The sequence below is a fragment of the Agrobacterium sp. ST15.16.024 genome (assembly GCF_027956545.1).
Taxonomy (GTDB): domain Bacteria; phylum Pseudomonadota; class Alphaproteobacteria; order Rhizobiales; family Rhizobiaceae; genus Agrobacterium; species Agrobacterium cucumeris.
This window is the reverse complement of sequence record NZ_JAQKGO010000002.1, coordinates 501,295-527,663: the sequence shown is the minus strand read 5'-3', so window position 1 is coordinate 527,663 and position 26,369 is coordinate 501,295. Positions and strand designations below refer to the sequence as shown.

Below are 26,369 nucleotides of genomic sequence, written 5' to 3'. Positions count from 1 at the left end.
CGGCCGCCGCTTCCTTCCTCCGATAAAAATATCCGCCGTCGTTGTTCCATCCGGCCGGATAGTGTTAGGAAGGTCGGCTTAGCCGCGTGTGCGGCAGCCGTCCTTTCATACTGGATGGCAGGCATATTGAGGGTGCGGAGGGTTTAAAGATGGGCGGGTTGTCGGATTGGCTTGCGGATGCACAGCCGATCAATCGCAAGAATGCCGCGGAAGCGGTGTTTGAAGATATCCGCTCAGCGATTACTTCGGGGCAGATTGCGGTCGGCACACGGCTGCCGTCCGAGGCGCATCTGGCACAAAGATACGGCGTCAGCCGGCCGATCATTCGCGAGGCGTTGCGGTCTCTCCAGACTTTGGGGCTGACGCAGACCCGCACTGGAAGCGGCACCTATGTAATGACGCCGACGCCGCCTTCCGAACTGAATTACGGTGCTTATTCTGCCCGCGATCTGATCGAGGCCCGCCCTTTCATTGAAGTGCCGGCGGCCGGCTGGGCGGCGCTCAGGCGCACGGATGCCCAGTTGCAGGTTTTGCTGCACCTCTGCGACCGGATGGACGCCGAAGAAAGGCCGCACCCCTGGGTGTTGCTGGACGGGCAGTTCCACTGCGCCATCGCGGAAGCTTCCGCCAATGCTCTCTTTGCCAAGGTGGTCGCTGATGCGCGCGAGGCTGTGTCCCAGCAATCCGAGATGGTCAATCTGATGGCGGGCCGTCGCGTTGCGTCGAATTACGAGCACCGCCGGATCGTTGAGGCGATCCGGCGAGGTTCAGCACCTGAGGCGCGCGAGGCGATGGAGCTTCACCTCGGGCAGGTGAAGCAGGTGGTGACGACGATCATTGGAGAAGATCGGGCTCGTCAACCGTAAGTGCTGGCAGGTTGGCAAGGTGCCGCGGGCTCAGCGCCTGCTGCAATTGCGCTTCCGTCAAATATCCACGTTCCAGAACCACCTGCGGCACGGTGCGGCCACTGGCGAGCGCCTCCTTGGCCACTTCCGTTGCCGCGTAGTAACCGATCAGCGGATTAAGTGCGGTGGCAAGGCCGATCGATTCTTCCACACGCTGCGCCATGATGGTGGGGTTGGCGACGATGCCGTCAACGCAGCGTTCCGCCAGTGTGCGGCAGGCGGCGCTGAGCTGGCTGATGCTCTGGGAAAGGGCACGCACGATGATCGGTTCGAAGGCGTTCAGCTGCAGCTGCCCGGCTTCGGCGGCCATGGTGATGGTGATATCGTTGCCGATGACCGCATAGGCGACCTGATTGACGACTTCGGGAATGACCGGATTGATCTTGCCCGGCATGATGCTGGAACCCGCCTGAACTGACGGCAGGGTGATTTCTCCGATGCCGGCGCGCGGGCCGGAGGAGAGCAGGCGAAGGTCGTTGCAGGTTTTCGACAGCTTGACGGCCACGCGTTTCAACACGCCGGACAGATGCACGAATGCGCCGGGGTCCTGTGTCGCTTCAATAAGGTCTACCGCGGTCACCAGCGGCCGTCCGGTCAGCGCTGCCAGATGCTGGCAGGCAAGCGCCGCATAACCGCGCGGCGCATTAAGGCCGGTGCCGATGGCGGTGGCGCCAAGATTGATCTCGTGCAGCAGGGCCGCGGATTCGATCAGGCGGGCCTGATCTTCACCCAGCATCACCACGAAAGTGCGGAATTCCTGGCCGAGCGTCATCGGCACGGCGTCCTGCAATTGCGTGCGCCCGATCTTGATGAAGCCGGCAAATTCCTGCGCCTTGCGGTCAAAAGCGTCCTTCAGCACGCCCATGGAGACCGCCAGATCGTCGATTGATTCGATCAGGCCGACATTGACCGCCGTCGGATAGGCGTCGTTGGTGGACTGGCTGAGGTTGACATGGTCGTTGGGGTGAAGGCGGGCATAATCGCCTTTCTGGTGGCCGAGCAGTTCAAGCGCCCGGTTGGCGATGACCTCATTGGCATTCATGTTGGTGGAGGTGCCGGCTCCGCCCTGGATTTCATCCACCACGAATTGCTCGTGCAGCGCGCCGGCGCGGATTTCGCGGCAGGCCGCAGCGATTGCTTCCATTCGCTCGGTATCGAGCAGACCGAGTTCGTGATTTGCGCGCGCCGCCGCCTCCTTCACATAGGCTAATCCCTGCACGAGATAGAGGTTGTGGCCGATGGTCACTCCGGTGATCTGAAAGTTTTCTACCGCGCGTGCGGTGTGCACACCCCAATAGACATCAGCCGGAATTTCCTTCGTTCCGAGCAAATCATGCTCCCTGCGCGTCACACTCACTTTTTCCTCCACTGGCTTTTAAGTGTTGCTATATCTGTAAAGCTGTCTTACAGATTTTTTGACCTTAATCTGGGCGGAGGAGAAGGTCAATCATATCGAATACCCTTGACGAACGGCATTATCTGCCATTATGAGGGGCGAAAATCTGTCATGCAGCTTTACAGCATGCATGCGCATGCTGGCCATATTTCCAGCACGGACTGTGCCAGTTTCATTTTGATTTCCGGCTTATCGCCGACTAAAGCAGTTTATCGGGAGGATAAATCCATGCATTCTGGGAAAACGGCGCCTGCCGAACGTGAGGTCTTCGTCGAAGAGGAACTCGGTTACCACAAGGCCCTCAAGCCGCGTCAGATTCAGATGATCGCCATTGGCGGCGCGATCGGCACCGGTCTGTTTCTTGGCGCCGGCGGCCGGTTGGCGCAGGCAGGTCCGGCGCTGGTGTTTGTTTATGCGCTCTGCGGCTTCTTCGCATTCCTGGTGCTGCGCGCGCTTGGCGAACTGATCATGCACCGCCCGAGCTCCGGTTCCTTCGTATCCTATGCCCGTGAGTTCTACGGCGAGAAAATGGCCTTTGCCGCCGGCTGGATGTATTGGCTGAACTGGGCGATGACTTCGGTGGCGGATGTGACCGCCGTTGCCCTCTACATGAATTTCTTCAAGCAATATGTTCCGTGGCTGGCGGGCATCGACCAATGGGTCTTCGCCATGACTGCGCTTCTGGTCGTGCTGGCGATGAACATGCTGTCGGTGAAGGTCTTTGGCGAGCTTGAATTCTGGTTCAGCCTGATCAAGGTTCTGGCGCTTGCCATTTTTCTCGTCGTCGGCGTTTATTTCGTCATCTTCGGCACGCCCATCGAGGGCCATGTTACCGGCTTCAGCCTCATTACCGATAATGGCGGCTTTTTCCCGAACGGCATTCTGCCGGCCTTCGTCATCATTCAGGGTGTCGTTTTCGCTTATGCCTCGATCGAGCTGATCGGTACGGCGGCGGGTGAAACCGAAGACCCGCGCAAGGTCATGCCCCGCGCCATCCGCGCCGTCGTTCTGCGCCTTGTGGTGTTTTACGTCGGTTCGGTGCTGCTGTTCACGCTGCTTCTGCCCTATACCGCCTACAAGGCCGGTGAGAGCCCCTTTGTCACCTTCTTCGGCTCCATCGGCGTAGAGGGTGCCGACGTGATCATGAACCTCGTGGTTCTGACCGCCGTGCTCTCCTCGCTCAACGCCGGTCTTTATTCCACCGGCCGCATTCTGCATTCCATGGCCGTTTCGGGCTCGGCTCCGGCAGCGTTGGCGAAGATGAACAAGGCCGGCGTGCCCTATGGCGGCATTGCGGTCACCGCCGTGGTCACCGTTCTCGGCGTGGCCTTGAACGCCGTCGTTCCCGCTTCGGCCTTCGAAATTGCCCTTAACCTCTCGGCACTTGGTATCATCTGCGCATGGGCCGTCATCGTGCTCTGCCAGCTGAAGCTCTGGCAACTTTCGCAGCGCGGCGAACTGGCGCGTCCGGATTTTCGCATGTTCGGCGCGCCTTACACCGGCATTCTCACGCTCGTCTTCCTGTTCGGCGTACTTGTGCTGATGGCGTTTGATTATCCCGTCGGCTCCTGGACCATCGCTTCGCTGCTGGTCATCATCCCGGCGCTGATTATTGGCTGGTATCTGCTGCGCGATCGTATCCACCGTCTGGCGGCTGAACGTGCGGCCGGCGCGGGGCCGTCGCATTGAGCGGGCAGGGTGAAACTTCACTGGTGGCGGTCATCGCCACCGGTGGCACCATCGCCAGCCGGCGTGGTGCCGATGGCGCCAGTACGCCCAGCCTTTCCGGCGAGGACCTACTGTCGCTGGTGCCGCAGATCAGCGCCCGGCTGAAGCCGGTCGATCTGATGGCCAAGGATTCCTCCAGCCTGACATTGGCAGACATGCAGCGCATCAGCGATGCGGTAGGCTTGGAACTTAACGACCCCGCGGTGGCGGGCGTCGTTGTTTTGCATGGTACCGACGCCATGGAAGAATCCTCGCTACTCGTCAATCTGCAGCAGAGCCTCACCAAGCCGGTGGTCTTCACCGGTGCACAGTTTACGGCAGACCACCCGGATGCAGACGGACCGGCCAATCTGGCGCAGGCCATAGAAACGGCGCTCGATCCGCAGAATGTGCAAAAGGGCGTGCTCCTCTCCTTCGGCGGTCGTTGTCTGCCGGCCTGGGGGCTTTACAAGCTGAGTGCGGATGCGGCGGACGCCTTTCGCTCGGCGCGACCGGTGCTTCAGGCCTCAGCGCCGAACCTTGCTGCTCCCGTCACCGACATCAGGGTTGATATCGTCGCCATCCATCCCGGCTGTGACGCCACCCATATTGATGCGAGCCTGCAGGCGGGCGCTGGGGGTATCGTGCTCGCCGCGCTCGGTTCCGGTAACGCCAATCCTGATATTGCCGAGGCGGTGAAACGCTGCGCGGAACGTGGCGTCCCTGTCGTCGTTTCCAGCCGTGTGCCGGAAGGCCGTCTTGTCGCAAGTTATGGCGGCGGCGGTGGTGGACATGACCTTGTCGCGGCCGGTGCCGTGCACTCTTCCACGCTTCGCCCGGGCCAGGCCCGCATTCTGCTGGCGGCGCTGCTGGCCGGCAAAAACACCGCGGAAACCATCGTTTCCGCTTTCGGCGAGCCGCTTTCTCTCTAAGAAACGGCAGCGGTGCCCGCGTCTGCGGGCATCGAAATTCCTATAGGATTCCTATTTTATTCCCATTTTGGCCGTCTCGAACCTTTATGCGGTTCGGGTGCATTCTTCTGTTCGGGAAGGGATGGTGTTCCTTTCCTGAGCCAGAAAGAATGAAAAGCGACGTCCCACATGGCGGCGCTTTTCTTCCTGTCAGGCTCCTCGTGGAAAAAAGGAGTCCCATCATGATGGACCTTGTTCTGATCGGCGCAGCGACGGTGTTCTTCGCCCTCTGCTTTGCCTATACGCGCGCCTGCGACCGGCTTTAGACGGAGGCTGCGATGATATTCGACTATGTCCTCAGCGGTGCCGTCACCGTCTTTATCGCCGCCTATCTCACCTATGCTCTCATTCGCCCCGAACGCTTCTGATCGGGAAGCGGCGGCTATTGAAAGTCCAATACAATGACCCTCAATGGATGGTTTCAGATTCTGCTGTTTTGCGGGATCATTTTTGCGCTGGTGAAGCCGCTCGGCTTCTATATGGCGCGTGTCTTTAGTGGTGAACGCACCCTGCTTTCGCCGGTTCTTGTCCCCGTCGAGCGCGGCCTTTATGCCCTTGCCGGAACAAGCGAGCGCGAGGAACAGCACTGGACGACCTATGCGTTCTCCATGCTGCTCTTCAACCTCCTTGGTTTTGCCCTGCTTTACGCGCTGATGCGTTTTCAGGCCGTGCTGCCTTATAATCCTCAGGCAATGCCGGCCGTCGGGCCAGAACTGTCGTTCAACACGGCGGTCAGCTTTGTCACCAATACCAACTGGCAGAATTATGGCGGCGAAAGCACCATGTCTTATCTGACCCAGATGGCTGGTTTGACCGTGCAGAATTTTGTTTCCGGCGCCACGGGCATGGCAATCGCCATCGGCCTCATCCGCGCCTTTTCGCGCGCTTCGGGCAAGGCCATCGGCAATTTCTGGGTGGATATGATCCGTGCGACGCTCTACGTGCTTTTGCCCCTCTGCATCGTACTGACCCTTGTCTATGTGTGGCTCGGCGTGCCGCAGACGCTCGGTGCCTATGTCACGGCACAAACGCTCGAAGGTGCGCAGCAGACGATTGCGGTCGGCCCGGTGGCATCGCAGCTGGCGATCAAGATGCTCGGCACCAATGGCGGCGGTTTCTTCAACGCCAATTCCGCGCATCCGTTTGAAAACCCAGATGCCTTTTCCAACATGATCCAGATGGTTTCGATCTTTGCGATCGGGGCGGCCTTCACCAATGTCTTCGGGCGCATGGTGGGCAACCAGCGCCAGGGCTGGGCGATCCTTTCGGCCATGGGCGTTCTGTTCATCGCCGGTGTCGCCGTCACCTATTGGGCGGAAGCGGCCGGAAATCCGCTGATGCACAGCTTTGGTCTTGCGGGCGGCAATATGGAAGGCAAGGAAGTTCGCTTCGGAGTGGCGCTTTCGTCGCTGTTTGCGGTCATCACCACAGCCGCGTCCTGCGGCGCGGTCAACGCCATGCATGGCAGTTTCACGGCGCTCGGCGGTCTCGTCCCGCTCATCAACATGCAGTTGGGTGAAGTGATCGTCGGCGGTGTCGGCGCGGGTTTCTACGGTATTCTGCTATTCATCATCATCGCCATCTTCGTGGCGGGTCTGATGGTTGGCCGCACACCGGAATATCTCGGCAAGAAGATCGAGGCCAAGGAAATGAAGATGGCGATTCTGGCCATTCTCTGCCTGCCGCTCGCCATGCTGGCTTTCACCGCCACGGCGACGGTCCTGCCATCGGCGGTGGCGTCGATCGGCACGGCTGGACCGCACGGTTTCTCCGAGATCCTCTATGCCTATACTTCGGCAGCCGCCAATAACGGCTCGGCTTTCGGCGGTCTCACCGGCAATACCACCTGGTACAACATTACCCTTGGTTTCGGCATGCTGATGGGGCGTTTTCTGGTGATCATTCCGGCACTGGCCATTGCCGGTTCGCTGGTCACCAAGAAGACCGTTCCGGCATCGGCCGGCACCTTCCCGACGGACGGTCCGCTGTTTGTCGGCCTGCTTGTCGGCACGATCCTGATTGTCGGTGGCCTCACCTTCCTGCCGGCGCTGGCGCTTGGTCCGGTGGCGGAACACCTGGTGATGGCCGCGGGCCAGGTCTTTTGAGGTGGCACGATGACCAATGACACCCCTCGATACCGCCGCAACCTTCCTGTCCGCACTGGTGCTCCCGTCAAAAGGAGCGCCGGTCCCGGCGGCTGGTGCGCGTCCAATCTCATTCTTGCGATGATGGCGGCCCTGTTCGCCGCCGTCGTCGCTCTCGAAGTTCTCACGGGCTGATCGACCCTTATCGGTCGCCCTGTTTCAAACGCTGGAGCCTCTTCATGAGCCAGTCCAAACAAGCGAGCATCCTCGATTCTCGCATTCTCGTGCCGGCCATTGCCGCCGCATTCAAAAAGCTCAATCCGCGCACGCTTGCCCGCAACCCGGTCATGTTCGTGGTGGCGACGGTCTCGGTGCTGACGACCGTGCTCTTCATCCGCGATCTGATCATCGGCAGCGGCAATCTCGGCTTTTCCTTCCAGATCAACCTCTGGCTCTGGTTCACCGTGCTGTTTGCCAATTTTGCCGAAGCCGTTGCCGAAGGGCGCGGCAAGGCGCAGGCGGATTCGCTGCGCCGGACCCGAACAGAAACCCAGGCGAAATTGCTGACCGGCGATGACCGCAGCCAGTACAAGATGGTGGCGGGCACCAGCCTGAAGGTCAACGATGTCGTGCTGGTGGAAGCCGGCGATATCATCCCCTCCGATGGCGAAGTCGTTGAAGGTGTGGCCTCCGTCAACGAGGCAGCGATAACAGGTGAATCCGCCCCGGTTATCCGCGAATCCGGCGGCGACCGTTCGGCCGTCACCGGCGGCACGCAGGTTTTGTCGGACTGGATAAGGGTGCGCATCACCGCTGCTGCCGGCTCCACCTTCCTCGACCGGATGATTTCCCTGGTCGAAGGTGCCGAGCGCCAGAAGACACCGAACGAGATCGCGCTCAACATCCTGCTTGCGGGCATGACACTGATCTTCGTTCTGGCCACCGCGACGATTCCAAGTTTCGCGACCTATGCCGGCGGCTCCATCCCGATCATCGTGCTGGTGGCGCTGTTCGTGACGCTCATCCCGACAACCATCGGCGCTCTTCTGTCCGCCATCGGTATTGCCGGCATGGACAGGCTGGTGCGCTTCAACGTACTTGCCATGTCCGGCCGCGCCGTCGAAGCGGCAGGTGACGTCGATACGCTGCTGCTGGACAAGACCGGCACGATTACGCTCGGCAACCGGCAGGCGACCGAGTTTCGGCCTATCGCCGGCGTTTCCGAGCAGGAGCTTGCCGATGCCGCACAGCTCGCCTCGCTTGCCGATGAGACGCCGGAAGGCCGTTCCATCGTCGTTCTCGCCAAGGAAAAATACGGCATCCGCGCCCGCGACATGCAGAAGCTGCATGCCACCTTCGTGCCCTTCACCGCCCAGACCCGCATGAGCGGCGTCGATTTTGAGGGCGCCTCCATTCGCAAGGGTGCGGTCGATGCCGTGCTGTCCTATGTCGATGGCGGCGTTGCACAACAGGGCAATGCGGCGTTGGCCGTCAAAACCGAAACCGATGCCACGCGTGGAATCCGTGCCATCGCGGAAGAGATCGCCAAGGCTGGCGGTACGCCGCTTGCCGTGGTGCGGGACGGAAAACTGCTCGGCGTCGTGCAGTTGAAGGATATCGTCAAGGGCGGCATTCGCGAACGCTTCGCCGAGCTTCGCCGCATGGGCATCCGCACCGTCATGATCACCGGCGACAATCCGATGACGGCGGCTGCCATTGCGGCGGAAGCAGGCGTCGATGATTTCCTCGCCCAGGCAACGCCTGAAAACAAGCTGGAACTGATCCGCGAGGAACAGGCCAAGGGCAAGCTCGTCGCCATGTGCGGCGACGGCACCAACGACGCCCCGGCGCTGGCGCAGGCCGATGTCGGCGTCGCCATGAACACTGGCACGGTGGCGGCGCGCGAGGCGGGCAATATGGTCGATCTCGACAGCGACCCGACCAAGCTCATCGAGATCGTCGAAATCGGCAAACAGTTGCTGATGACACGCGGTGCACTGACGACATTCTCCATCGCCAACGATATCGCCAAATATTTTGCCATCATCCCGGCTATGTTCCTGGTGCTCTATCCGCAGCTTGGCGTCCTGAACGTCATGGGGCTTTCGACGCCGCAAAGCGCGATCCTTTCCGCCATCATCTTCAATGCGCTGATCATCATCGCGCTCATCCCGCTATCGCTGAAGGGCGTCAAATATCGTCCGATCGGCGCCGGTGCGCTGCTGTCGCGCAATCTGGTCATTTATGGCCTCGGCGGCATCATCGTTCCCTTTATCGGCATCAAGGCCATCGACCTCGCCATTACGGCGCTCGGTCTTGCCTGAGGAGTAAAGACAATGTTCAAACAGTTTCGTCCCGCACTGGTGCTGATCCTTGCCACCACCGCCATCACCGGCCTTGCCTATCCGCTGGGCATGACGGGCCTTGCGCAGGCGCTCTTTCCCTTTCAGGCCAATGGCAGCCTGATCGAGAAAAACGGCAGCGTGGTGGGTTCGCAATTGATCGGACAGGCCTTCACGGGTGAGAAATATTTCCACGGCAGGCCGTCGGCCGCTGGTGACGGATATAATGCCGCCGCCTCTTCCGGCTCCAATCTTGGCCCGACCAGCGCCAAGCTGATCGACCGGGTGAAACAGGATTATGAGACGGCGAAAGCCGAGAACCCGGCAGCCGAAGTGCCGGCCGATCTGGTGATGGCATCGGGTAGTGGTCTTGACCCGCATGTTTCGCCTGAGGCCGCCTATTTTCAGGTTGCGCGCGTCGCAAAGGCAAGGGGCATGGATGAAACCGCGTTGCGTGCCATCGTCCAGCGCCATGTCGAGGGACCGGAACTGGGCTTCATGGGGGAACCCGTCGTAAATGTACTGGTGCTCAACATGGCTCTTGACGCAGCCGGCTCATGAACTGAAATGGCTATGGCTTCTTCGGAAGCCATAGCTTCGACCACTGGTGGGTTATATGCCTGACGATATCAGTAATATGCCGAGCCGACCGTCGCCCGATGCGCTGCTGGAGAATGCCCGGCGCGAGGCGCGGGGCCGGCTGAAGATTTTTCTGGGTGCAGCCCCCGGCGTCGGCAAGACCTATGAAATGCTGATGTCCGGCCGTGCGAAGCTTGCGGATGGCGTCGACACGATCATCGGCGTCGTGGAAACCCATGGCCGTCGAGAAACCGAGGCGCTGGTTGAAGGGCTGGAGGTGGTCGCCCGCAAGCGCATCGATTATCGCGGTCAGATGCTGGAGGAGATGGATCTCGATGCGATACTCGCCCGCCGCCCCGCGCTGGTGCTGGTCGATGAGCTTGCCCATACCAATGCCGCCGGCAGCCGCCACCCCAAGCGCTATATGGATGTTCAAGAAATCCTCGCACAGGGAATAGACGTCTATACGACGTTGAACATCCAGCATGTCGAAAGCCTGAATGATGTGGTGGCGCAGATCACCCGCATTCGCGTCCGCGAAACCGTGCCTGACAGCATCATCGACAGGGCCGACGATGTCGAAATCATCGACATCACCCCCGATGATCTGCTGAAACGCCTGCAGGATGGCAAGGTCTACATGCCCCGCACCGCGCGGCGCGCCATCGAGAATTATTTTTCGCGCGGCAACCTGACGGCGTTGCGTGAACTGGCGCTTCGACGCACGGCGCAGCGGGTGGATGAGCAATTGCTCAACCACATGCAGTCGCACGCCATTTCCGGACCATGGGCCGCGGGAGACCGGGTTCTGGTCTGTCTGGACCACGGCGGCAATGGCCCGGGTCTGGTGCGTTATGCCCGAAGGCAGGCAGACCGGCTGCGCGCGCCATGGACGGCGCTGCATCTCGATACGCCGCGTTCGCAGCAATTATCGGAAGCGGAGAAGGACCGGCTGGCCGGCACCATGCGGCTTGCCGAGAAGCTGGGCGGCGAGACGGTAACCCTGCCAGCACTTGATCTGACACGCGAGATCATTGCCTATGCAAACGCCAATAATTTCACCCATATCATCATCGGTCGTCCGAAAAAGAACTGGTGGCAGCGCCTGTTCCAGCGCTCGCTCACCCATGAACTGATCGACCATGCGGGCGATATCAGCGTTCACGTCATTTCCGGCGACAAGACGGCGGAAAAGCCGGCGCCGACGGTAAAGCAGGCATCTCCGCGCCTTGGCAATCGGATCAAGGCCTATCTCAGCAGTACGCTGCTGGTGGCGGTGGCTATCGTTGTCGGCATCGGGCTGGACCAGATGCTCGACGTCCGGAACCTGGCGCTGGTCTTCCTGATGGCGGTTCTGGCTGCGGCCGTGCGCGGCGGGCTGGGGCCGGCACTTTATGCCTCGCTGCTTGGCGCCTTCGCCTTCAATTTCTTCTTTCTGGAGCCGCGTTACACGCTGACGGTGAGCGCGCCGGACAGCGTCGTGGCGCTGCTGTTTTATTTCGGGGTGGCCCTGGTTGCCTCCAATCTGGCCGTCGCGGTGCAGCGGCAGGCGGCGTCGGCGCGGGCGAGGGCACGCACGACCGAGGACCTCTATCTGTTTTCGAAAAAACTGGCGGGCACGGGCACGCTGGATGATGTGTTGTGGGCAACCGCTTACCAGATGGCTTCGATGCTGAAGGTCCGGGTCGTTCTGCTGCTGCCGGAAAACAATACGATTACCGTCAAGGCGGGTTATCCACCGGATGATACGCTGGCGGATGCCGATATCGCCGCTGCGCAATGGGCATGGGAGCATAACAGAGCCACGGGTCGCGGCGCGGATACGCTGCCGGGTGCCAAGCGCCTTTATCTGCCGTTACGCACCGGCAGCGGCGCCATCGGCGTGGTGGGGCTGGATGACGACAGGGTGGGCCCGCTTTTGACACCCGAACAGCAGCGGCTGTTCGATGCGCTTGCCGATCAGGCGGGGCTTGCCGTTGAACGTATCCAGCTTGTCTCGGACGTCGACAGGGCAAGGCTCGCGGCGGAAACCGACCGGCTGCGCACCGCTCTCCTTACCTCCATTTCCCACGACCTGAAGACGCCACTTGCCGCCATTCTGGGGTCTGCCGGAACGCTCAAGGATTTTGCCGACGACATTCCGCCAGATGCGCGCACTGAGTTACTTTCGACGATCATTGAGGAGTCCGAGCGGCTGAACCGTTTCATCTCCAATCTGCTGGATATGACAAGAATTGGCTCAGGCGCGATGGAACCGAATTACGGGCTGCATTTTGTTGGTGACATGGTCGGCACGGCGCTTTCGCGTGCGGCGAAAATCGTCGTCCGGCATGAGATCGTTCTCGATATTCCCTCCGATCTGCCAATGCTGAAGGTCGATCCGGTGCTTTTCGAGCAGGTGTTGTTTAATCTGATCGACAACGCAGCCAAATACGCACCTGAACAGACGGCAATCGAGATCAGAGGGTGGCGACAGGGCAGGCATGTCCTCCTGTCCGTTGCGGATGAGGGACCGGGTATCCCCCCTGATGATACAGAGCGGGTGTTCGACAGTTTCTACCGGGTGCGCAAGGCGGACCATGTGCAGGCCGGCACGGGTCTCGGGCTATCCATCTGCAAGGGTTTCATCGAGGCCATGGGCGGGTTGATCCGGGCGGAGAACAGGTCAGGTCGCTCAGGCGCGCAATTTATCATAAGCCTGCCCGCTTCCCCTGACGCTCCCGTGCTAGATCATGATTAGGGCGCGATTTCAGAAGAGAATCATTCACGTGCTTCGTCGTGCCGCTACAGGAGATCGGGAATGACCAATTCCGCCGTCCGCATTCTGATCGTCGACGATGAACCGCCGATCCGCAAGCTTTTGCGGGTGGGGCTGTCGACGCAAGGATATGCGGTGAGCGAGGCCATGAATGCCAAGGTGGCGATGGAGCTCGTCGAGCAGGACAAGCCCGATCTCGTCGTTCTCGATCTGGGCCTGCCTGACATGTCGGGGCATGATCTTCTGGCCAAATGGCGTGGCGAAGGACTGGCGTTGCCGGTCATCATTCTCTCCAGCCGCACGGATGAGGCGGGTATCGTCAAGGCGCTGGAACTGGGGGCGGATGATTACATCAGCAAGCCCTTCGGCATGAACGAGCTTGTCGCCCGCATCCGCGTCGCCCTGCGCCACCGCCTGCAGAGCCAGGGGGAAAGACCGGTATTTCAGACCGGCGACCTTTCGGTCGATCTCGTCCGGCGTATCGTCAAGGTGGAGGACCGTGAGGTGAAACTTTCGCCCAAGGAGTATGATATTCTGCGGGTTCTGGTGCAGCATGCGGGCAAGGTGTTGACGCACCGATTTTTACTTGAGCATGCGTGGGATGAGTTGACCGACGTGCAATACTTGCGGGTCTATGTGCGCCAGCTCCGCCAGAAGATCGAAAAAATCCCGGACCAGCCACGTTATATCCTGACGGAAACCGGTGTCGGTTACCGGCTTCAGGAGGTTTGAGGGCGCCGTTATGGGACGCCCTCAAATGTTGTGTCAGACAGAGGCGCAGATCGACAGGAATTCGTCCACGTCGGCCTCGGTCGTCGCAAAGCTGGTGACCATGCGGATCAGCATTTCGTCCTTGCCGACCTTTTCCGGCATGTCGCGCGGCTCCAGCCAGTCATAGAACTTCGCACCCTTGGCCGTTGCGGCTTCGGCGGCTGCCTTCGGCAGAATGGCGAACACTTCGTTGGCCTGTGTCGGCCAGGCGAGGCGGGCGCTGTTGAGCGAGCCGAAGCCGGCGCGCAGCCGGTTGGCCATGGCATTGGCGTGGCCGGCGAGACCGAGCCACAGATCGTCCTGCAGATAGGCTTCGAACTGCGCGGCGATGAAACGCGATTTCGAAAAAAGCTGGGCGGTGCGCTTGCGCAGGAAGGAGAAGTCCCGGGCGAGCGAGGGATCGAAGAAGACAATCGCTTCCGCGCACCAGCAGCCGTTTTTCGTGCCGCCGAAAGACAGGACGTCGACGCCGCGTTTCCAGGTCATTTCGGCCGGCGTGGTGCCGAGTGCGGCAAGCGCATTGGCAAAACGCGCGCCATCCATATGCAGTGGCAGGCCGTTGTCCTTGGCGATCCTGGCGATGGCGTCGATTTCATCGAGCGTATAGACCGTGCCGGCTTCGGTTGCCTGGGTCATGGTGATGGCGGCGGCGCGGCCATGGTGAACGGCGTCCTGCGGATAACGCGCGATACGTTCGATCAGGTTTTCCGGCAGCATCTTGCCATCCGGCCCTTCGACGGCGACCATGCGCATGCCGCTGAAGAAATCAGGCGCGCCGCATTCATCTTCGATCACATGGGCTTCCGAATGACAGAAGGTCAGGCCGCCGGGGCGGGCGATGCTGGCCAGCGAAAGCGAGTTGGCCGCCGTGCCGGTGGCGACGAAAAACACCGCGACCTCGCGCTCGAATATCTCGTTGAAGCGTTTTTCGATGGAGAGATCGAGTTCGCTGGTGCCGTAAGCGGCGGCAAAGCGGGTGGATTCCCGCGAAAGCCGTTCGTTGACGGCCGGATGGGCGCCAGCCCAATTGTCTGAAGCAAAAAACATCTCTGAAGGCTTTCCGATAGCTGAGGGTCTGTTTTGGGGCTGCGTGAAGCGATGACGGGGAAACTTCTAGGACCTAACCTTGCGATTGGCAAATCCGGTAATGAAAGCAATAGCTCGGCCGGTTTTGTGACAAGAAAGTTTCGCGCAATAGGTCAGTATCGAAACTTCACTGCAAAAGGACGGTCTGACTAATTGGATTCGCACCCTTGCCAATTCCGCCGGTTTCTGCCAAAATCCTCGTGAATTGAGACAGCTTTGCTGTCCTAAATTTGATCGAGCCGGGTTGAGTGCGATTTTTGCTGGAAGCGAGAATTCGTGGTCGAGCCGGATTTTCGCATGAAACCATGCAAGTAATTTTGCAGGAGGGACAAACATGACGCACAAGCCGCAGGCAGAGATCGCCGCCGCAACCCTGACCACAGACTGTCCCACCGCGGCTGTGGCCGCACCCGTTTCTGCGAAAGCGCGTTTCGCGGGCGGCCTGCCGGAAAAGCAGGGTCTTTACGATCCCGCCAATGAACATGACGCCTGCGGCGTCGGCTTTGTTGCCCATATGAAGGGCCACAAGTCGCACCAGATCGTCAAGGACGGCCTGTTCATTCTGGAAAACCTGACGCATCGCGGCGCTGTCGGTGCCGATCCGCTGATGGGTGATGGTGCCGGCATTCTCGTGCAGATCCCCGACCGTTTCTTCCGCGAGGAAATGGCGGGCCAGGGCGTGACGCTGCCGAAGGCTGGCGAATATGCCGTTGGTCACATTTTCATGCCGCGCGATCCGTCGCGTATCGAGCATTACAAGAAAGTCATCGTCGACGTCATCGGCGAGGAGGGACAGCAGTTCCTCGGCTTCCGTGATGTGCCGGTCGATAATTCTTCACTGTCCAAGGCCCCGGATATTGCCGGGACAGAACCGCACCATGTTCAGGTCTTCATCGGTGCGGGGCGCGAAGCAGCGACCAATGCCGATTTTGAGCGCAAGCTGTTCCTGATCCGCAAGGTGCTGTCCAACCGCATCTACGACGAGGGCGGCGGCAAGGAGACGCAGGATTTTTATCCCGTGTCGCTCTCCTCCTCCACCATCGTTTATAAGGGCATGTTCCTCGCCTATCAGGTTGGCGCTTATTACAAGGATCTGGCTGATCCGCGTTTTGAATCCGCCGTCGCCCTCGTGCACCAGCGTTTCTCCACCAATACCTTCCCGTCCTGGAAGCTTGCGCACCCCTACCGCATGGTCGCCCATAACGGCGAAATCAACACGCTGCGCGGCAACGTCAACTGGATGGCGGCGCGTCAGGCGTCGGTTTCCTCTGCACTGTTCGGCGACGATATTTCCAAGCTCTGGCCGATTTCCTATGAAGGCCAGTCGGATACCGCCTGTTTCGACAACGCGCTCGAATTCCTCGTGCGCGGCGGTTATTCCATGGCTCATGCCGTGATGATGCTGATCCCGGAAGCCTGGGCCGGCAACCAGTCCATGTCGGCCGAGCGCAAGGCATTCTACGAATATCACGCGGCACTTATGGAGCCGTGGGACGGCCCGGCCGCCGTCGCCTTCACCGATGGCAAGCAGATCGGCGCGACGCTTGATCGCAACGGCCTGCGCCCGGCGCGTTATCTCGTCACCGACGACGACCGCATCATCATGGCGTCGGAAGCCGGCACGCTGCCGGTGCCGGAAGAGCGCATCGTCAAGAAGTGGCGTCTGCAGCCCGGCAAGATGCTGCTGATCGATATGGAAAAGGGCTCCATCGTTTCCGACGAGGAAGTGAAGCACGAGCTTGCCGCCAAGCACCCTTACCGCACATGGCTCGACCGCACGCAGCTCATCCTTGAAGAGCTGAAGCCGGTGGAACCGCGCGCGCTGCGCCGCGACGTGTCGTTGCTCGACCGCCAGCAGGCCTTCGGCTACACCAGCGAAGATACGAAGCTGCTGATGTCTCCGATGGCGACGACCGGCCAGGAAGCCATCGGTTCGATGGGTACCGATACGCCGATCTCGGCCATGTCGGACAAGTCGAAGCTGCTCTACACCTATTTCAAGCAGAACTTCGCGCAGGTGACGAACCCGCCGATCGACCCGATCCGCGAAGAGCTTGTGATGAGCCTCGTGTCCTTCATCGGTCCGCGCCCGAACATTCTCGACCACGAAGGTGCTGCCCGCGCCAAGCGTCTGGAAGTGCGCCAGCCGATCCTGACCAATGGCGATCTGGAAAAGATCCGCTCCATCGGCCACACGGAAGACCGTTTCGATACCAAGACGCTCGACTTCACCTATGATGTGGAGCGTGGCGCGGAAGGCATGCCCGATATGCTCGACCGCCTGTGCGAGCGGGCTGAATCGGCCGTACGCGGCGGGTACAACATCATCGTTCTCTCCGATCGCCAGCTCGGCCCTGATCGTATCGCGATCCCGGCACTTCTGGCGACGGCTGCCGTGCATCACCACCTGATCCGCAAGGGTCTTCGCACCTCGGTCGGTCTCGTTGTGGAAACCGGTGAACCGCGTGAAATCCACCATTTCTGTCTGCTCGCCGGTTATGGTGCCGAGGCGATCAACCCCTATCTCGCCTTCGATACGCTGCTCGACATGCACAAGCACGGCGCCTTCCCGAAGGAAGTGTCCGACGATGAAGTCGTTTATCGCTACATCAAGGCGGTTGGTAAGGGCATTCTCAAGGTCATGTCCAAGATGGGCATTTCCACCTACCAGTCCTATTGCGGCGCGCAAATCTTCGACGCCATCGGCCTGTCTTCGGAATTCGTCGAGAAATATTTCTTCGGTACCGCCACCTCCATCGAGGGCGTGGGCCTGACAGAAATTTCGGAAGAGACCGTAACACGCCATACGGCGGCCTTCGGCAAGGACCCGATCCTTGCCAACACGCTCGATATCGGCGGCGAATATGCCTATCGCATGCGTGGTGAAAGCCACGCTTGGACGCCGGATGCCGTCGCTTCGCTGCAACATGCCGTGCGTGGCAACAGCCAGGATCGCTACCGCGAATTCGCCGGCATGGTGAATGACACGGCGCTGCGCATGAACACCATTCGCGGCCTGTTCAACGTCAAGTCAGCGGAAGCACTCGGCCGCAAGCCGGTCTCCATCGATGATGTCGAACCGGCAGCTGATATCGTCAAGCGTTTCTCGACGGGCGCCATGTCCTTCGGTTCCATCAGCCGCGAGGCGCATACGACGCTTGCCGTCGCTATGAACCGCATCGGCGGCAAGTCGAACACCGGCGAAGGCGGCGAAGAATCCGACCGCTACCTGCCGTTGCTCAACGGCAAGCCAAACCCGGAGCGCTCGGCCATCAAGCAGATTGCCTCGGGCCGCTTTGGTGTGACGACGGAATATCTCGTCAATGCCGACATGCTGCAGATCAAGGTGGCGCAGGGTGCAAAGCCCGGCGAAGGCGGTCAGTTGCCCGGCCACAAGGTCGATGCAACGGTTGCCAAAACCCGGCATTCGACGCCGGGCGTCGGCCTCATCTCGCCGCCGCCGCACCACGATATCTATTCCATCGAAGATCTGGCGCAGCTGATCTACGACCTGAAGAACGTCAATCCGGAAGCCGATGTTTCGGTGAAGCTGGTGTCGGAAGTGGGCGTCGGCACGGTTGCGGCCGGCGTTGCCAAGGCCCGCGCCGATCACATCACCGTTTCCGGTTTCGATGGCGGCACCGGCGCTTCGCCGCTCACCTCGCTCAAGCATGCCGGCAGCCCCTGGGAAATCGGCCTTGCCGAAACCCAGCAGACGCTGGTGCTGAACGGCCTTCGCTCACGCGTGGCACTGCAGGTGGATGGTGGTCTGAAGACCGGCCGCGACGTCATCATCGGCGCTCTGCTCGGTGCGGATGAATTCGGCTTTGCCACCGCGCCGCTGATTGCGGCGGGCTGCATCATGATGCGCAAGTGTCATCTCAACACCTGTCCCGTTGGCGTTGCGACGCAGGACCCGGTTCTGCGCAAGCGCTTCAAGGGCACGCCGGAACACGTCATCAACTATTTCTTCTTCGTTGCCGAAGAAGTGCGTGAAATCCTGGCCTCGCTTGGCGTTACCCGGCTGGACGAGATCATCGGCGCTTCCGAACTGCTCGAAAAAGATGAGATGCTGGCGCACTGGAAGGCCAAGGGACTGGATTTCAGCCGCATCTTCCACAAGGTCGAGGCTACCAAGGAAGCAACCTTCTGGACCGAGCGCCAGAAGCACCCGATCGATGATATTCTCGACCGCAAGCTGATCGAGAAGTCGCTGCCCTCGCTCGAAAACCGCGAGCCTGTCGTGTTCGAAGTGCCGATCAAGAACGTCGACCGTTCCGCCGGCGCGATGCTGTCAGGTGCGCTTGCCAAGCGCTGGGGCCATAAGGGCCTGAAGGACGATACGATCCACGTCACCCTCAAGGGAACGGCCGGTCAGTCCTTCGGTGCGTTCCTCGCGCGTGGCATCACCTTCGATCTGGTGGGCGACGGCAATGACTATGTCGGCAAGGGCCTTTCGGGTGGCCGTATCATCGTACGCCCGCCGGAAAACGCCCGGATTGTCGCGGAAAACTCGATCATTGTCGGCAATACCGTGCTCTACGGCGCGATCACCGGCGAGTGTTATTTCCGCGGTGTGGCGGGCGAGCGTTTCGCGGTGCGCAACTCCGGTGCTGTCGCAGTTGTCGAGGGTGTCGGCGACCATGGCTGCGAATATATGACCGGCGGTATCGTGGTGGTTCTCGGCGAGACGGGCCGTAACTTCGCGGCCGGCATGTCCGGCGGCGTGGCCTATGTTCTTGATGAGACCGGTGATTTCGCCACCCGCTGCAACATGGCGATGGTCGAGCTGGAGCCGGTTCCGGAAGAAGACGACATGCTGGAAAAGCTGCACCATCACGGCGGCGACCTCATGCACAAGGGACGTGTAGACGTTTCCGAGGACATGACGCGCCACGACGAAGAGCGCCTCTACCAGCTGATCTCCAACCACCTCCACTACACGAACTCGGCGCGCGCCAAGGATATACTCGACCGCTGGAGCGAGTTCCGTCCGAAGTTCCGCAAGGTCATGCCGGTTGAGTACCGTCGTGCGCTTGAGGACATGGAGCGGATGAAGATGGGCGTGGCAGCGGAGTAATCCGCCGCGTGAAGATACTACACCAACTGGTCTCGCTGTTGATCGCGGTCGCCGTTCCCACGGCGATCTACTGGACGAGCGGCGAGACCGGATTTGAGTTCATCGTATTGGGGGCGGCTTTCGGTTTCGCTTACTGGTACTGGGGCCCGACAGGCGCTCCGCTTTGATGTGAGGACATAAACGTGGGCAAGGTAACAGGTTTTCTGGAAATCGACCGGCAGGTGGGCAAGTATCAGCCCGCATCGGATCGTATCCGCCATTTCCGCGAATTCACCATTCCGATGTCGGATGCCGAAGTGCAGAAGCAGTCGGCACGCTGCATGGATTGTGGCATTCCCTATTGTCACGGCCCGACGGGCTGTCCCGTGCACAACCAGATCCCCGACTGGAACGATCTGGTCTATAACAACAATTGGGAAGAGGCGATCCGCAACCTGCACTCGACCAATAACTTCCCGGAATTTACCGGCCGCGTCTGTCCCGCGCCGTGCGAGGAAGCCTGCACGCTGAACCTCGAAGATGCGCCGGTCGCCATCAAGACCGTCGAACAGGCGATCGCCGACAAGGCCTATGAGCTGGGTTTCATCGTGCCGAAGCCGGCGACGATCCACACCGGCAAGAAGGTCGCCATCATCGGTTCCGGCCCTTCCGGCATGGCGGCCGCTCAGCAGCTTGGCCGCGCCGGTCACGAGGTGCACGTTTATGAGCGTGAATCGAAGGCCGGTGGCCTGCTGCGTTACGGCATTCCGGATTTCAAGATGGAGAAAAACTTCATCGACCGCCGCGTCGAGCAGATCAAGGGCGAAGGCGTCACCTTCCATTACGGCGTTAATGTCGGCGTTGACGTGACCGTCGAGGCGCTTCTGGCTGATCACGATGCGGTGCTTTATTGCGGTGGTTCGGAAACTCCTCGTCCTGCCGGCATCGGCGGCGCGGATCTGCATGGTGTCTACGACGCCATGCCGTATCTCGTGCAGCAGAACCGTCGCGTCGGCCGTGAAAACATCGACAGCGTCGGCTGGCCGGCCGATCCGATCCTCGCCGGTGGCAAGCATGTCGTCGTTGTCGGCGGCGGTGATACGGCGTCCGACTGCGTCGGCACCGCCTTCCGTCAGGGCGCGGTGAAGGTCACGCAGCTCGACATTCGTCCCATGCCGCCGGAAAAGGAAGATAAGCTGGCGGTCTGGCCTTTCTGGGCAACCAAGATGCGCACCTCGTCCTCGCAGGCCGAAGGCGCCATTCGCGAATTTCAGGTGGCGACGCTTGAGTTCGTCGGTGAAGACGGCGTGTTGACCGGCGTGAAGTGCTGTCAGGTGGATGATCGCCGCAAGCCGATTGCCGGCACGGAATTCATCATCAAGGCTGATCTCGCTTTCATCGCCATTGGCTTCTCCGGTCCCTTCACCGATAGCGTGCTGAAGGAAATGAACGGCAAGCTGGCGCTCAACACCGACCGTCGCGGCTCCACCAATGTGATCGCCAACGAAACTGACTACAAAACCTCCGTCGATAAGCTGTGGGCGGCGGGCGACGTTCGCCGCGGCCAGTCGCTGGTGGTCTGGGCGATCCGCGAAGGCCGTCAGGCGGCGCGTGCGATCGATGAAGCCCTGATGGGTGCAAGCCTGTTGCCACGCTGATCGGTTCGATGTGGGCGTAAGCCGCACGAAGAAAAACAAAAGGCCTGTTGTGCGAAACACAACAGGCCTTTCGCTTGACCGGACGACCAAAAATGCGATTGGGGTGTCGCATTCTTGGGGACAGGCAAAATATCGCGCCTGTGAATTACACCGGCATTACGGGTTTTTTCGAAAAGCAGCTTTTTTGAAAAACGGTGTGTCAGCAATAGGGAAGGCTGATACGGAAACAGGCGCCCCCCGTGGGTGAATCACTGATAGTGATCTCTCCGCCATGGTAACGGATGATTTCCTGAACGAGATTGAGACCGAGCCCGGTACCGCGATCTTTCGGCCTCAAACGGTGGAATGCATCAAACACCAGCTCCCGGTCCTCTTCTGGAATCCCACTGCCCTCGTCGCATATGTCGATAACGCGATTGGCGGCGACCTTTATGGTGATCGTTCCGCGATTGCCGCCATGTTCGATGGCATTCTGCACGATATTCATAAGGGCGCGTTGCAATGAGGCGTCATCGGCCAGAGCAAGGATTGGTTCTTCTTCCGGCTCGAAAGAAAGCTCATAGCCTTGGGAGATGGCAAGCGGCGCCATGTCAGCAACGACCGACCTGCACAGGCTGACAAGATCAAGCGGAATAAGCGGCGCTTTCTGTCCGCCGAGACGCTGCAGATCAAGCAATTGTTCGGCCAGAACGGCAATACGGCTGGCATCGGCCAATATCCTGCTCCGGGACGGGCCGTCCAGCAACGTTTCAACGCGGGTCTGGAGAATGGCGACGGGGGTTCGCAATTCATGGGCCGCGTCGAGAATGAAGCGCTTGTGCCGTTCGTAACCATCGTCCAGCCGTTTCAGCGCGCCGTTGACGGCATGCACAAGCGGCTGCACCTCTCTTGGAATATCGCCATCCGGCAATCGATATCCGCGCTTGTCGATATCGATGGTCTCTGCCGTGCGTGCAATGGCGGAGAGGGCGAGAAATTCCCTGCGAATGATCCAGGGAATGGTCACGATCGTGACAATCGACATGAGAATGAGGATCGGCATGATCAATATGTTGGAAAACAGCAGGACGGGGAATGTCATGCTGAACGGTCCGCCTTTGCCGATCATGGCGAATTCACCGGCCGGCCCGGAAACGCGGCGAACGATGGCAATACGCACGACGGCGAGATAGGAATAGGACAACGCCGCCTCGCGTATATCCGAGAGCCTGATATCGCTAAGCTGCTGACCCATGTTGCTGAATGCTTCGGGGACTTGCCCACCCTGTATGACCTCTCCCGTTTCGCTGACGGCGGCGAACCAGAAGTCGGGTGTGCTACTGCGCAATTGCGTGAATTCACTCGTTTCCTTCAGAACCAGCCGGCCATCCTTGTCCCGCACCAGCGCATTGGCGGTAATCTGGGCTGCCTGTGGACTGAGCAGTGCGCTGCTTCCGCCGCCGGTGGACAGATAGGCGACGAAGCCGGCGCTGACGATGAAAAGGCTGCCGATCTGGAACAGCAGTAATTGAATGGTCAGGCGGCGCTTGAGCGATTTTCTCTTGGCCGGTTTCATGATGTCGCTCTCAAAAGATAGCCGACGCCGCGAATGCCATGGACCTCCACCCCCGCATCGGCGGACAGCAATTTGCGGCGCAAACGGGAAATGTGGGAATCAAGGGCATTGGACTGGATTTCATCATCGAAATTATAAACGGCTTCCTCCAGCAGCGAACGTAGAACCGTTCTGCCCTGCCGCCGCAACAGCGCTTCAAGAATGAGCAGTTCCCGCCTGGTCAGGGCAAGAAACTCGCCCGCTATGTGGACTTCACGGGTTTCGAAGCAAAATTCCAGCTTGCCCAGCTTCGCCGTCATCGTCACCGCGCTGGCGGGTCGTCGCATCAGGGCGCGGATGCGGGCGAGAAGTTCTTCGACGGCAAAGGGCTTGGCCAGATAATCATCCGCACCGAGGTTCAGGCCCTTCACGCGGTCGGCAAGTGCGCCCTGCGCCGTCAATACGATGATCGGCGGGGTGACCGGTAAAACGCGCAGATCCTCTATAAGCTGGATACCGTCTCCATCGGGCAATTGCCGGTCGAGCACGACAAGATCGTGGACACCGTCCATGATGGCATGACGGGCAAGGTCGAGCGTGCCGACATTGTCCACGATGATATCGAACCGGTGAAGCGCGGCGGACAGGGCTGCTGCCATTTCGCGTTCGTCTTCAACTAGCAGCAGGCGCATGAATTGGTCTCGGCAAAATCTTGACGCGGCTCACGTGGGCCGTGCATGAAGTAAAAATGACAGCTTTGTGGTGGTAACGAAGAAATATCGCCATACAGAATGCGGCTACAGGCCGCATCTCTGCAGAACTTCCGTTACCTTGCCATTTTCGCATTGCCTAAACATTACGCCCGGCCGCGTTTGTGGTGCCGGTGGAGAAGCGCCTATTGTCGGGCTTGCACATTCTCCGGGACGACCCGATAGTCATCGATGCGGCCCGCCGGCGCATCGGCCATTTCGCCACGCTTGGTCAGCCGTTCACGTGGCGATTCCACCACCGAGACCCGTGTCGGCCCGGCTGTCAAAGGTGCATCGCCCAGCAGCTTGTCGCCGCCATCGAGATTGGGATCGGTAAGGCTGATCGGCTGCGTGCGCACCTGCCCCGCATCGATGCCAAGCGCCGGCAGCGAGGTGAGCGCCGGAAGATTGCTGCCATCTAGCTTCACGAGATCCGGGCCGGCGCTATCGAGGTGTCTGCGCACGAATTTCTCGACGTAGAAGGCGAGCTTGCGCTTGCCGGCCTGTGTCATGCCGATGCCATCAGCCTCGCGCAGACGGGCCTGCTGGCCGTTCATGTCGTAACCTGTGATGACGAATTTTCCGCCTTCATCGACGAATCCGTCCCATACATCCACGAACTCACCGCCATATTTTTCGACATGGCTGCGATAGAGCCGGTTGAAGCCGACAAGATCGGCTGTAAGCGAGGGGGACTGGAAGGCGGGAAGGCCAACCCAGAGCAGTGGCACTTTCGGCCGGCCGGCAAGGGTCAGGAGTTCATCGATCCGCCGTTCATATTCCTTGAACCAGACATTGGTACCGAATTTCTCCCGGATATCGCCGATCTGCATTTGCTGGCGATCGTTCGAGCCCATCATGATGACGATGGTGGCCGGATTGGTCTCGCTTATGAATTGCGGCAGATTGGAAAACCAGTCGTAATAATCCGTGCGGACGAGACCGGAAGAACCATTCGCCCGCACATCGACGGCAATTGCCGGCGAACTGGCAAAGGCATTGACGAGCTCTTCCCCCATGCCGCCGGCCAGGAAGTCACCGATAACGAGAACGCGTCGTGCATTTTCAAGCTTGGCGGCCGGCTCCGGCTTTGCGGTTCGCATCTGAACCACCGAAGGTGCCTTTCGCGCGGGTTGCGGACGTGTGACCGATCTTTCGCGCGGGGCAGAGGGGAAATCCCGCCGGCTGCGGGGCTGGTATTCACGTCCGGATGAGCCATCGCGGCCTACCGGCCTGCCGAACAGCATTTCGAACAGGGTACGCCGCTGTTCCTGGGCAAAGGACTGGGATGGAACGAGCGGCACGCAAAGGGCAGCAGAAAGAATGATGGCGCAGATGCGCCATCCGGTCTTTTTGCTATTCACCGTTGGTTTCCCATTCATAACATCGACCTTTCCGGATGCTTCGGCGGTGGTGAACCCCCGCCGAATTCGCCGGCATATTATCAATTGCGCAGGGCTCTCAGCAATCTCTGCGACGGCTGGCCGTCATTTTCCATGCCCATGCGCGACTGGATGGCGCTAATGGCGGCTTTCGAACCGGAGCCGAAATTACCGTCGATCTCGCCGTCGTAATAACCGAGTTCCTTCATGCGGGTCTGGAGCTCGAATTTTTCGCGAATGTCGAGCGTGCCATCCGGGCGCGGCCATTTCTGCTGCATGCCGCCATAACCGGCAATTTCATCCGCGAGCAGGCCGACGGCCAGCGCATAGCTGTCCGATGCGTTGTATTTCTTGATGGTGAAGAAGTTTTTCATCATCAGGAAGCCCGGACCGTTTGCTCCACCCTGCAATTTCAGCATGGCGCGATCGGAGCCGCGGGTGAAATTCTTGCCGTTCGGGCGGGCAAAGCCGAGCTTTGCCCATTCCGAAATCGTCTTCGTCTGGCCTTCGTAACGTGCGCCGCCGCGCGGCACGGCGGTTTCATAACCCCAGGTCCGGCCGGGTTCCCAGCCGTTCTTGGAAAGAAGATTTGCGGCTGTCGCCAGCGCATCGGGAACCGAGTGCCAGATGTCACGCTTGCCATTGCCGTCGGCATCTACCGCGTAAAGCAGATAGCTGGTCGGAATAAACTGGGTGTGCCCCATCGCGCCCGCCCAGGAGCCGGTCAGCTGTTTCGGTGTGACATCGCCCGCCTGAAGGATTTTGAGGGCGGCGATCAATTGCGTGCGCGCGAACTTGGCGCGCTTGGGATCGGAATAGGCAAGCGTCGCAAGAGCCTGCGGGATGTTGTGCAGCCGCTCCGGCTTTTCGAGAACCGCGCCGTAATTGGATTCCATCGACCAGATGGCGAGAATGATATGCTTGTCGACATTGAAGTTGCGCTCGATCCAGTTCAGGGTCGTCGCATGCTTCATCTTCATCTCGCGGCCAATCCGCACCGTATAGGGGTTGACGCGGGAATCGAGATAATCCCAGACCTGGGTGGTGAATTCCGGCTGAAAGGTTGCCTTGCGCAGCGCATCCGGGTCCGGTTCGCTAACGCCGGCGAAGGCCTTCTGATAGGTCGCCTTGCTGATGCCTTCTTTTGCCGCTGTTGCGTAGAACTGGTTGATCCACTGTCTGAATCCGGCGTCGGCATGGGCCGAAACAGGGGTCAGGGAGATCACCAGGCCTGCAACCATCATGCAGCCGAATTTGCGGACATCTGAAAGGATCATCTTTGTCATCGTCAGTCTTTCGTTCTCTCGAATGTCATTTCGATTGCGAAAACGCATCGGGCATCAGCAGGGATAACAAAAGAACGTCAACAAATTCTTTACCATTAATAG

The 26,369-nt window shown here is 60.0% G+C and carries 20 protein-coding genes; 14 read left to right on the top strand and 6 right to left on the bottom strand.

Going from position 1 to position 26,369, the window contains the following annotated elements; all coding sequences use genetic code 11:
• Positions 1-149 precede the first annotated feature (149 nt).
• Positions 150-866: a FadR/GntR family transcriptional regulator gene (locus PL640_RS10950; protein WP_142841591.1), complete on the top strand. Its 717-nt coding sequence runs from the start codon at positions 150-152 to the stop codon at positions 864-866.
• Here PL640_RS10950 and PL640_RS10945 read toward each other — a convergent pair.
• Positions 835-2,262 (bottom strand): aspartate ammonia-lyase, encoded by a 1,428-nt coding sequence (locus tag PL640_RS10945; protein WP_271361865.1) that lies wholly within the window; start codon positions 2,260-2,262, stop codon positions 835-837. The two genes, PL640_RS10950 and PL640_RS10945, sit on opposite strands and share 32 nt — an antisense overlap.
• Before the next feature lie 267 nt (positions 2,263-2,529).
• Here PL640_RS10945 and PL640_RS10940 point away from each other — a divergent pair, with 267 nt between their 5' ends.
• The 10 genes from PL640_RS10940 (at position 2,530) to PL640_RS10895 (ending at position 13,474) form a co-directional block, all read left to right on the top strand.
• The gene (locus tag PL640_RS10940) at positions 2,530-3,990 is read left to right on the top strand and encodes an amino acid permease (protein ID WP_271361864.1); all 1,461 of its coding nucleotides are present in this window, start codon (positions 2,530-2,532) and stop codon (positions 3,988-3,990) included.
• Positions 3,987-4,940 (top strand): asparaginase, encoded by a 954-nt coding sequence (locus PL640_RS10935; RefSeq protein ID WP_271361862.1) that lies wholly within the window; start codon positions 3,987-3,989, stop codon positions 4,938-4,940. Before PL640_RS10940 ends, PL640_RS10935 begins: the two co-directional genes overlap by 4 nt.
• Positions 4,941-5,089: 149 nt before the next feature.
• Entirely contained in the window at positions 5,090-5,245 is a 156-nt protein-coding gene (locus PL640_RS10930) for a hypothetical protein (protein WP_156316058.1), read from the top strand.
• A 12-nt stretch (positions 5,246-5,257) separates the two neighbouring features.
• The gene (gene kdpF / locus PL640_RS10925) at positions 5,258-5,347 is read left to right on the top strand and encodes a K(+)-transporting ATPase subunit F (RefSeq protein WP_035226808.1); all 90 of its coding nucleotides are present in this window, start codon (positions 5,258-5,260) and stop codon (positions 5,345-5,347) included.
• 33 nt (positions 5,348-5,380) lie between these two features.
• Positions 5,381-7,084 (top strand): potassium-transporting ATPase subunit KdpA, encoded by a 1,704-nt coding sequence (kdpA, locus tag PL640_RS10920; RefSeq protein ID WP_271361860.1) that lies wholly within the window; start codon positions 5,381-5,383, stop codon positions 7,082-7,084.
• A 9-nt stretch (positions 7,085-7,093) separates the two neighbouring features.
• Positions 7,094-7,258 (top strand): hypothetical protein, encoded by a 165-nt coding sequence (locus PL640_RS10915; RefSeq protein ID WP_174031935.1) that lies wholly within the window; start codon positions 7,094-7,096, stop codon positions 7,256-7,258.
• Between the two features lie 44 nt (positions 7,259-7,302).
• Positions 7,303-9,387: a potassium-transporting ATPase subunit KdpB gene (gene kdpB / locus PL640_RS10910; protein WP_271361859.1), complete on the top strand. Its 2,085-nt coding sequence runs from the start codon at positions 7,303-7,305 to the stop codon at positions 9,385-9,387.
• A gap of 12 nt (positions 9,388-9,399) precedes the next feature.
• Positions 9,400-9,966: a potassium-transporting ATPase subunit KdpC gene (kdpC, locus tag PL640_RS10905; protein ID WP_271361858.1), complete on the top strand. Its 567-nt coding sequence runs from the start codon at positions 9,400-9,402 to the stop codon at positions 9,964-9,966.
• 55 nt (positions 9,967-10,021) lie between these two features.
• The gene (locus PL640_RS10900) at positions 10,022-12,724 is read left to right on the top strand and encodes a sensor histidine kinase (RefSeq protein WP_271361857.1); all 2,703 of its coding nucleotides are present in this window, start codon (positions 10,022-10,024) and stop codon (positions 12,722-12,724) included.
• Between the two features lie 60 nt (positions 12,725-12,784).
• On the top strand, positions 12,785-13,474 hold the full coding sequence (locus PL640_RS10895; protein ID WP_271361856.1) for a response regulator transcription factor: 690 nt from the start codon (positions 12,785-12,787) through the stop codon (positions 13,472-13,474).
• Positions 13,475-13,507: 33 nt separating this feature from the next.
• On the opposite strand, the gene PL640_RS10890 is transcribed toward PL640_RS10895, so the two are convergent.
• Positions 13,508-14,560, bottom strand: coding sequence for a threonine aldolase family protein (locus PL640_RS10890; protein ID WP_142841583.1), 1,053 nt, complete (start codon positions 14,558-14,560; stop codon positions 13,508-13,510).
• 439 nt (positions 14,561-14,999) lie between these two features.
• On the opposite strand from PL640_RS10890, the gene gltB reads away from it, so the two are divergent.
• From gltB to PL640_RS10875, 3 genes are read left to right on the top strand one after another with little or no spacing between them, the layout of a single operon-like run.
• Positions 15,000-19,679 carry a glutamate synthase large subunit gene (gltB, locus tag PL640_RS10885; protein ID WP_405049192.1) on the top strand — a complete coding sequence of 1,560 codons (4,680 nt, stop codon included), beginning with the start codon at positions 15,000-15,002 and terminating at the stop codon, positions 19,677-19,679.
• Between the two features lie 8 nt (positions 19,680-19,687).
• The gene (locus PL640_RS10880) at positions 19,688-19,846 is read left to right on the top strand and encodes a hypothetical protein (protein WP_271361854.1); all 159 of its coding nucleotides are present in this window, start codon (positions 19,688-19,690) and stop codon (positions 19,844-19,846) included.
• A 15-nt stretch (positions 19,847-19,861) separates the two neighbouring features.
• Positions 19,862-21,316, top strand: a complete 1,455-nt coding sequence (locus tag PL640_RS10875; protein WP_046799952.1) for a glutamate synthase subunit beta — start codon at positions 19,862-19,864, stop codon at positions 21,314-21,316.
• Positions 21,317-21,515: 199 nt separating this feature from the next.
• Here PL640_RS10875 and PL640_RS10870 read toward each other — a convergent pair whose 3' ends face one another.
• The 4 genes from PL640_RS10870 to PL640_RS10855 all read right to left on the bottom strand — a co-directional run bounded on the left by PL640_RS10870 (position 21,516) and on the right by PL640_RS10855 (position 26,267).
• Entirely contained in the window at positions 21,516-22,871 is a 1,356-nt protein-coding gene (locus tag PL640_RS10870) for a sensor histidine kinase (RefSeq protein WP_271361853.1), read from the bottom strand.
• Positions 22,868-23,542 carry a response regulator transcription factor gene (locus tag PL640_RS10865; protein ID WP_271361852.1) on the bottom strand — a complete coding sequence of 225 codons (675 nt, stop codon included), beginning with the start codon at positions 23,540-23,542 and terminating at the stop codon, positions 22,868-22,870. Before PL640_RS10865 ends, PL640_RS10870 begins: the two co-directional genes overlap by 4 nt.
• Positions 23,543-23,745: 203 nt before the next feature.
• Positions 23,746-24,981 carry an SGNH/GDSL hydrolase family protein gene (locus PL640_RS10860; RefSeq protein ID WP_271361851.1) on the bottom strand — a complete coding sequence of 412 codons (1,236 nt, stop codon included), beginning with the start codon at positions 24,979-24,981 and terminating at the stop codon, positions 23,746-23,748.
• 62 nt (positions 24,982-25,043) lie between these two features.
• Complete coding sequence (locus PL640_RS10855) at positions 25,044-26,267, bottom strand: lytic murein transglycosylase (protein ID WP_271361850.1); 1,224 nt, start codon at positions 26,265-26,267, stop codon at positions 25,044-25,046.
• Positions 26,268-26,369 lie beyond the last annotated feature (102 nt).

Coding starts and splice junctions, on each gene's coding strand:
- PL640_RS10870 (WP_271361853.1), bottom strand. CDS start 22,871: ATGAAACCGGCCAAGAGAAAATCGCTCAAGCGCCGCCTGACCATTCAA.
- kdpF (WP_035226808.1), top strand. CDS start 5,258: ATGATATTCGACTATGTCCTCAGCGGTGCCGTCACCGTCTTTATCGCC.
- PL640_RS10915 (WP_174031935.1), top strand. CDS start 7,094: ATGACCAATGACACCCCTCGATACCGCCGCAACCTTCCTGTCCGCACT.
- PL640_RS10890 (WP_142841583.1), bottom strand. CDS start 14,560: ATGTTTTTTGCTTCAGACAATTGGGCTGGCGCCCATCCGGCCGTCAAC.
- PL640_RS10950 (WP_142841591.1), top strand. CDS start 150: ATGGGCGGGTTGTCGGATTGGCTTGCGGATGCACAGCCGATCAATCGC.
- kdpC (WP_271361858.1), top strand. CDS start 9,400: ATGTTCAAACAGTTTCGTCCCGCACTGGTGCTGATCCTTGCCACCACC.
- PL640_RS10930 (WP_156316058.1), top strand. CDS start 5,090: ATGAAAAGCGACGTCCCACATGGCGGCGCTTTTCTTCCTGTCAGGCTC.
- kdpB (WP_271361859.1), top strand. CDS start 7,303: ATGAGCCAGTCCAAACAAGCGAGCATCCTCGATTCTCGCATTCTCGTG.
- PL640_RS10940 (WP_271361864.1), top strand. CDS start 2,530: ATGCATTCTGGGAAAACGGCGCCTGCCGAACGTGAGGTCTTCGTCGAA.
- PL640_RS10855 (WP_271361850.1), bottom strand. CDS start 26,267: ATGACAAAGATGATCCTTTCAGATGTCCGCAAATTCGGCTGCATGATG.
- PL640_RS10860 (WP_271361851.1), bottom strand. CDS start 24,981: ATGAATGGGAAACCAACGGTGAATAGCAAAAAGACCGGATGGCGCATC.
- PL640_RS10865 (WP_271361852.1), bottom strand. CDS start 23,542: ATGCGCCTGCTGCTAGTTGAAGACGAACGCGAAATGGCAGCAGCCCTG.
- PL640_RS10900 (WP_271361857.1), top strand. CDS start 10,022: ATGCCTGACGATATCAGTAATATGCCGAGCCGACCGTCGCCCGATGCG.
- kdpA (WP_271361860.1), top strand. CDS start 5,381: ATGACCCTCAATGGATGGTTTCAGATTCTGCTGTTTTGCGGGATCATT.
- PL640_RS10895 (WP_271361856.1), top strand. CDS start 12,785: ATGACCAATTCCGCCGTCCGCATTCTGATCGTCGACGATGAACCGCCG.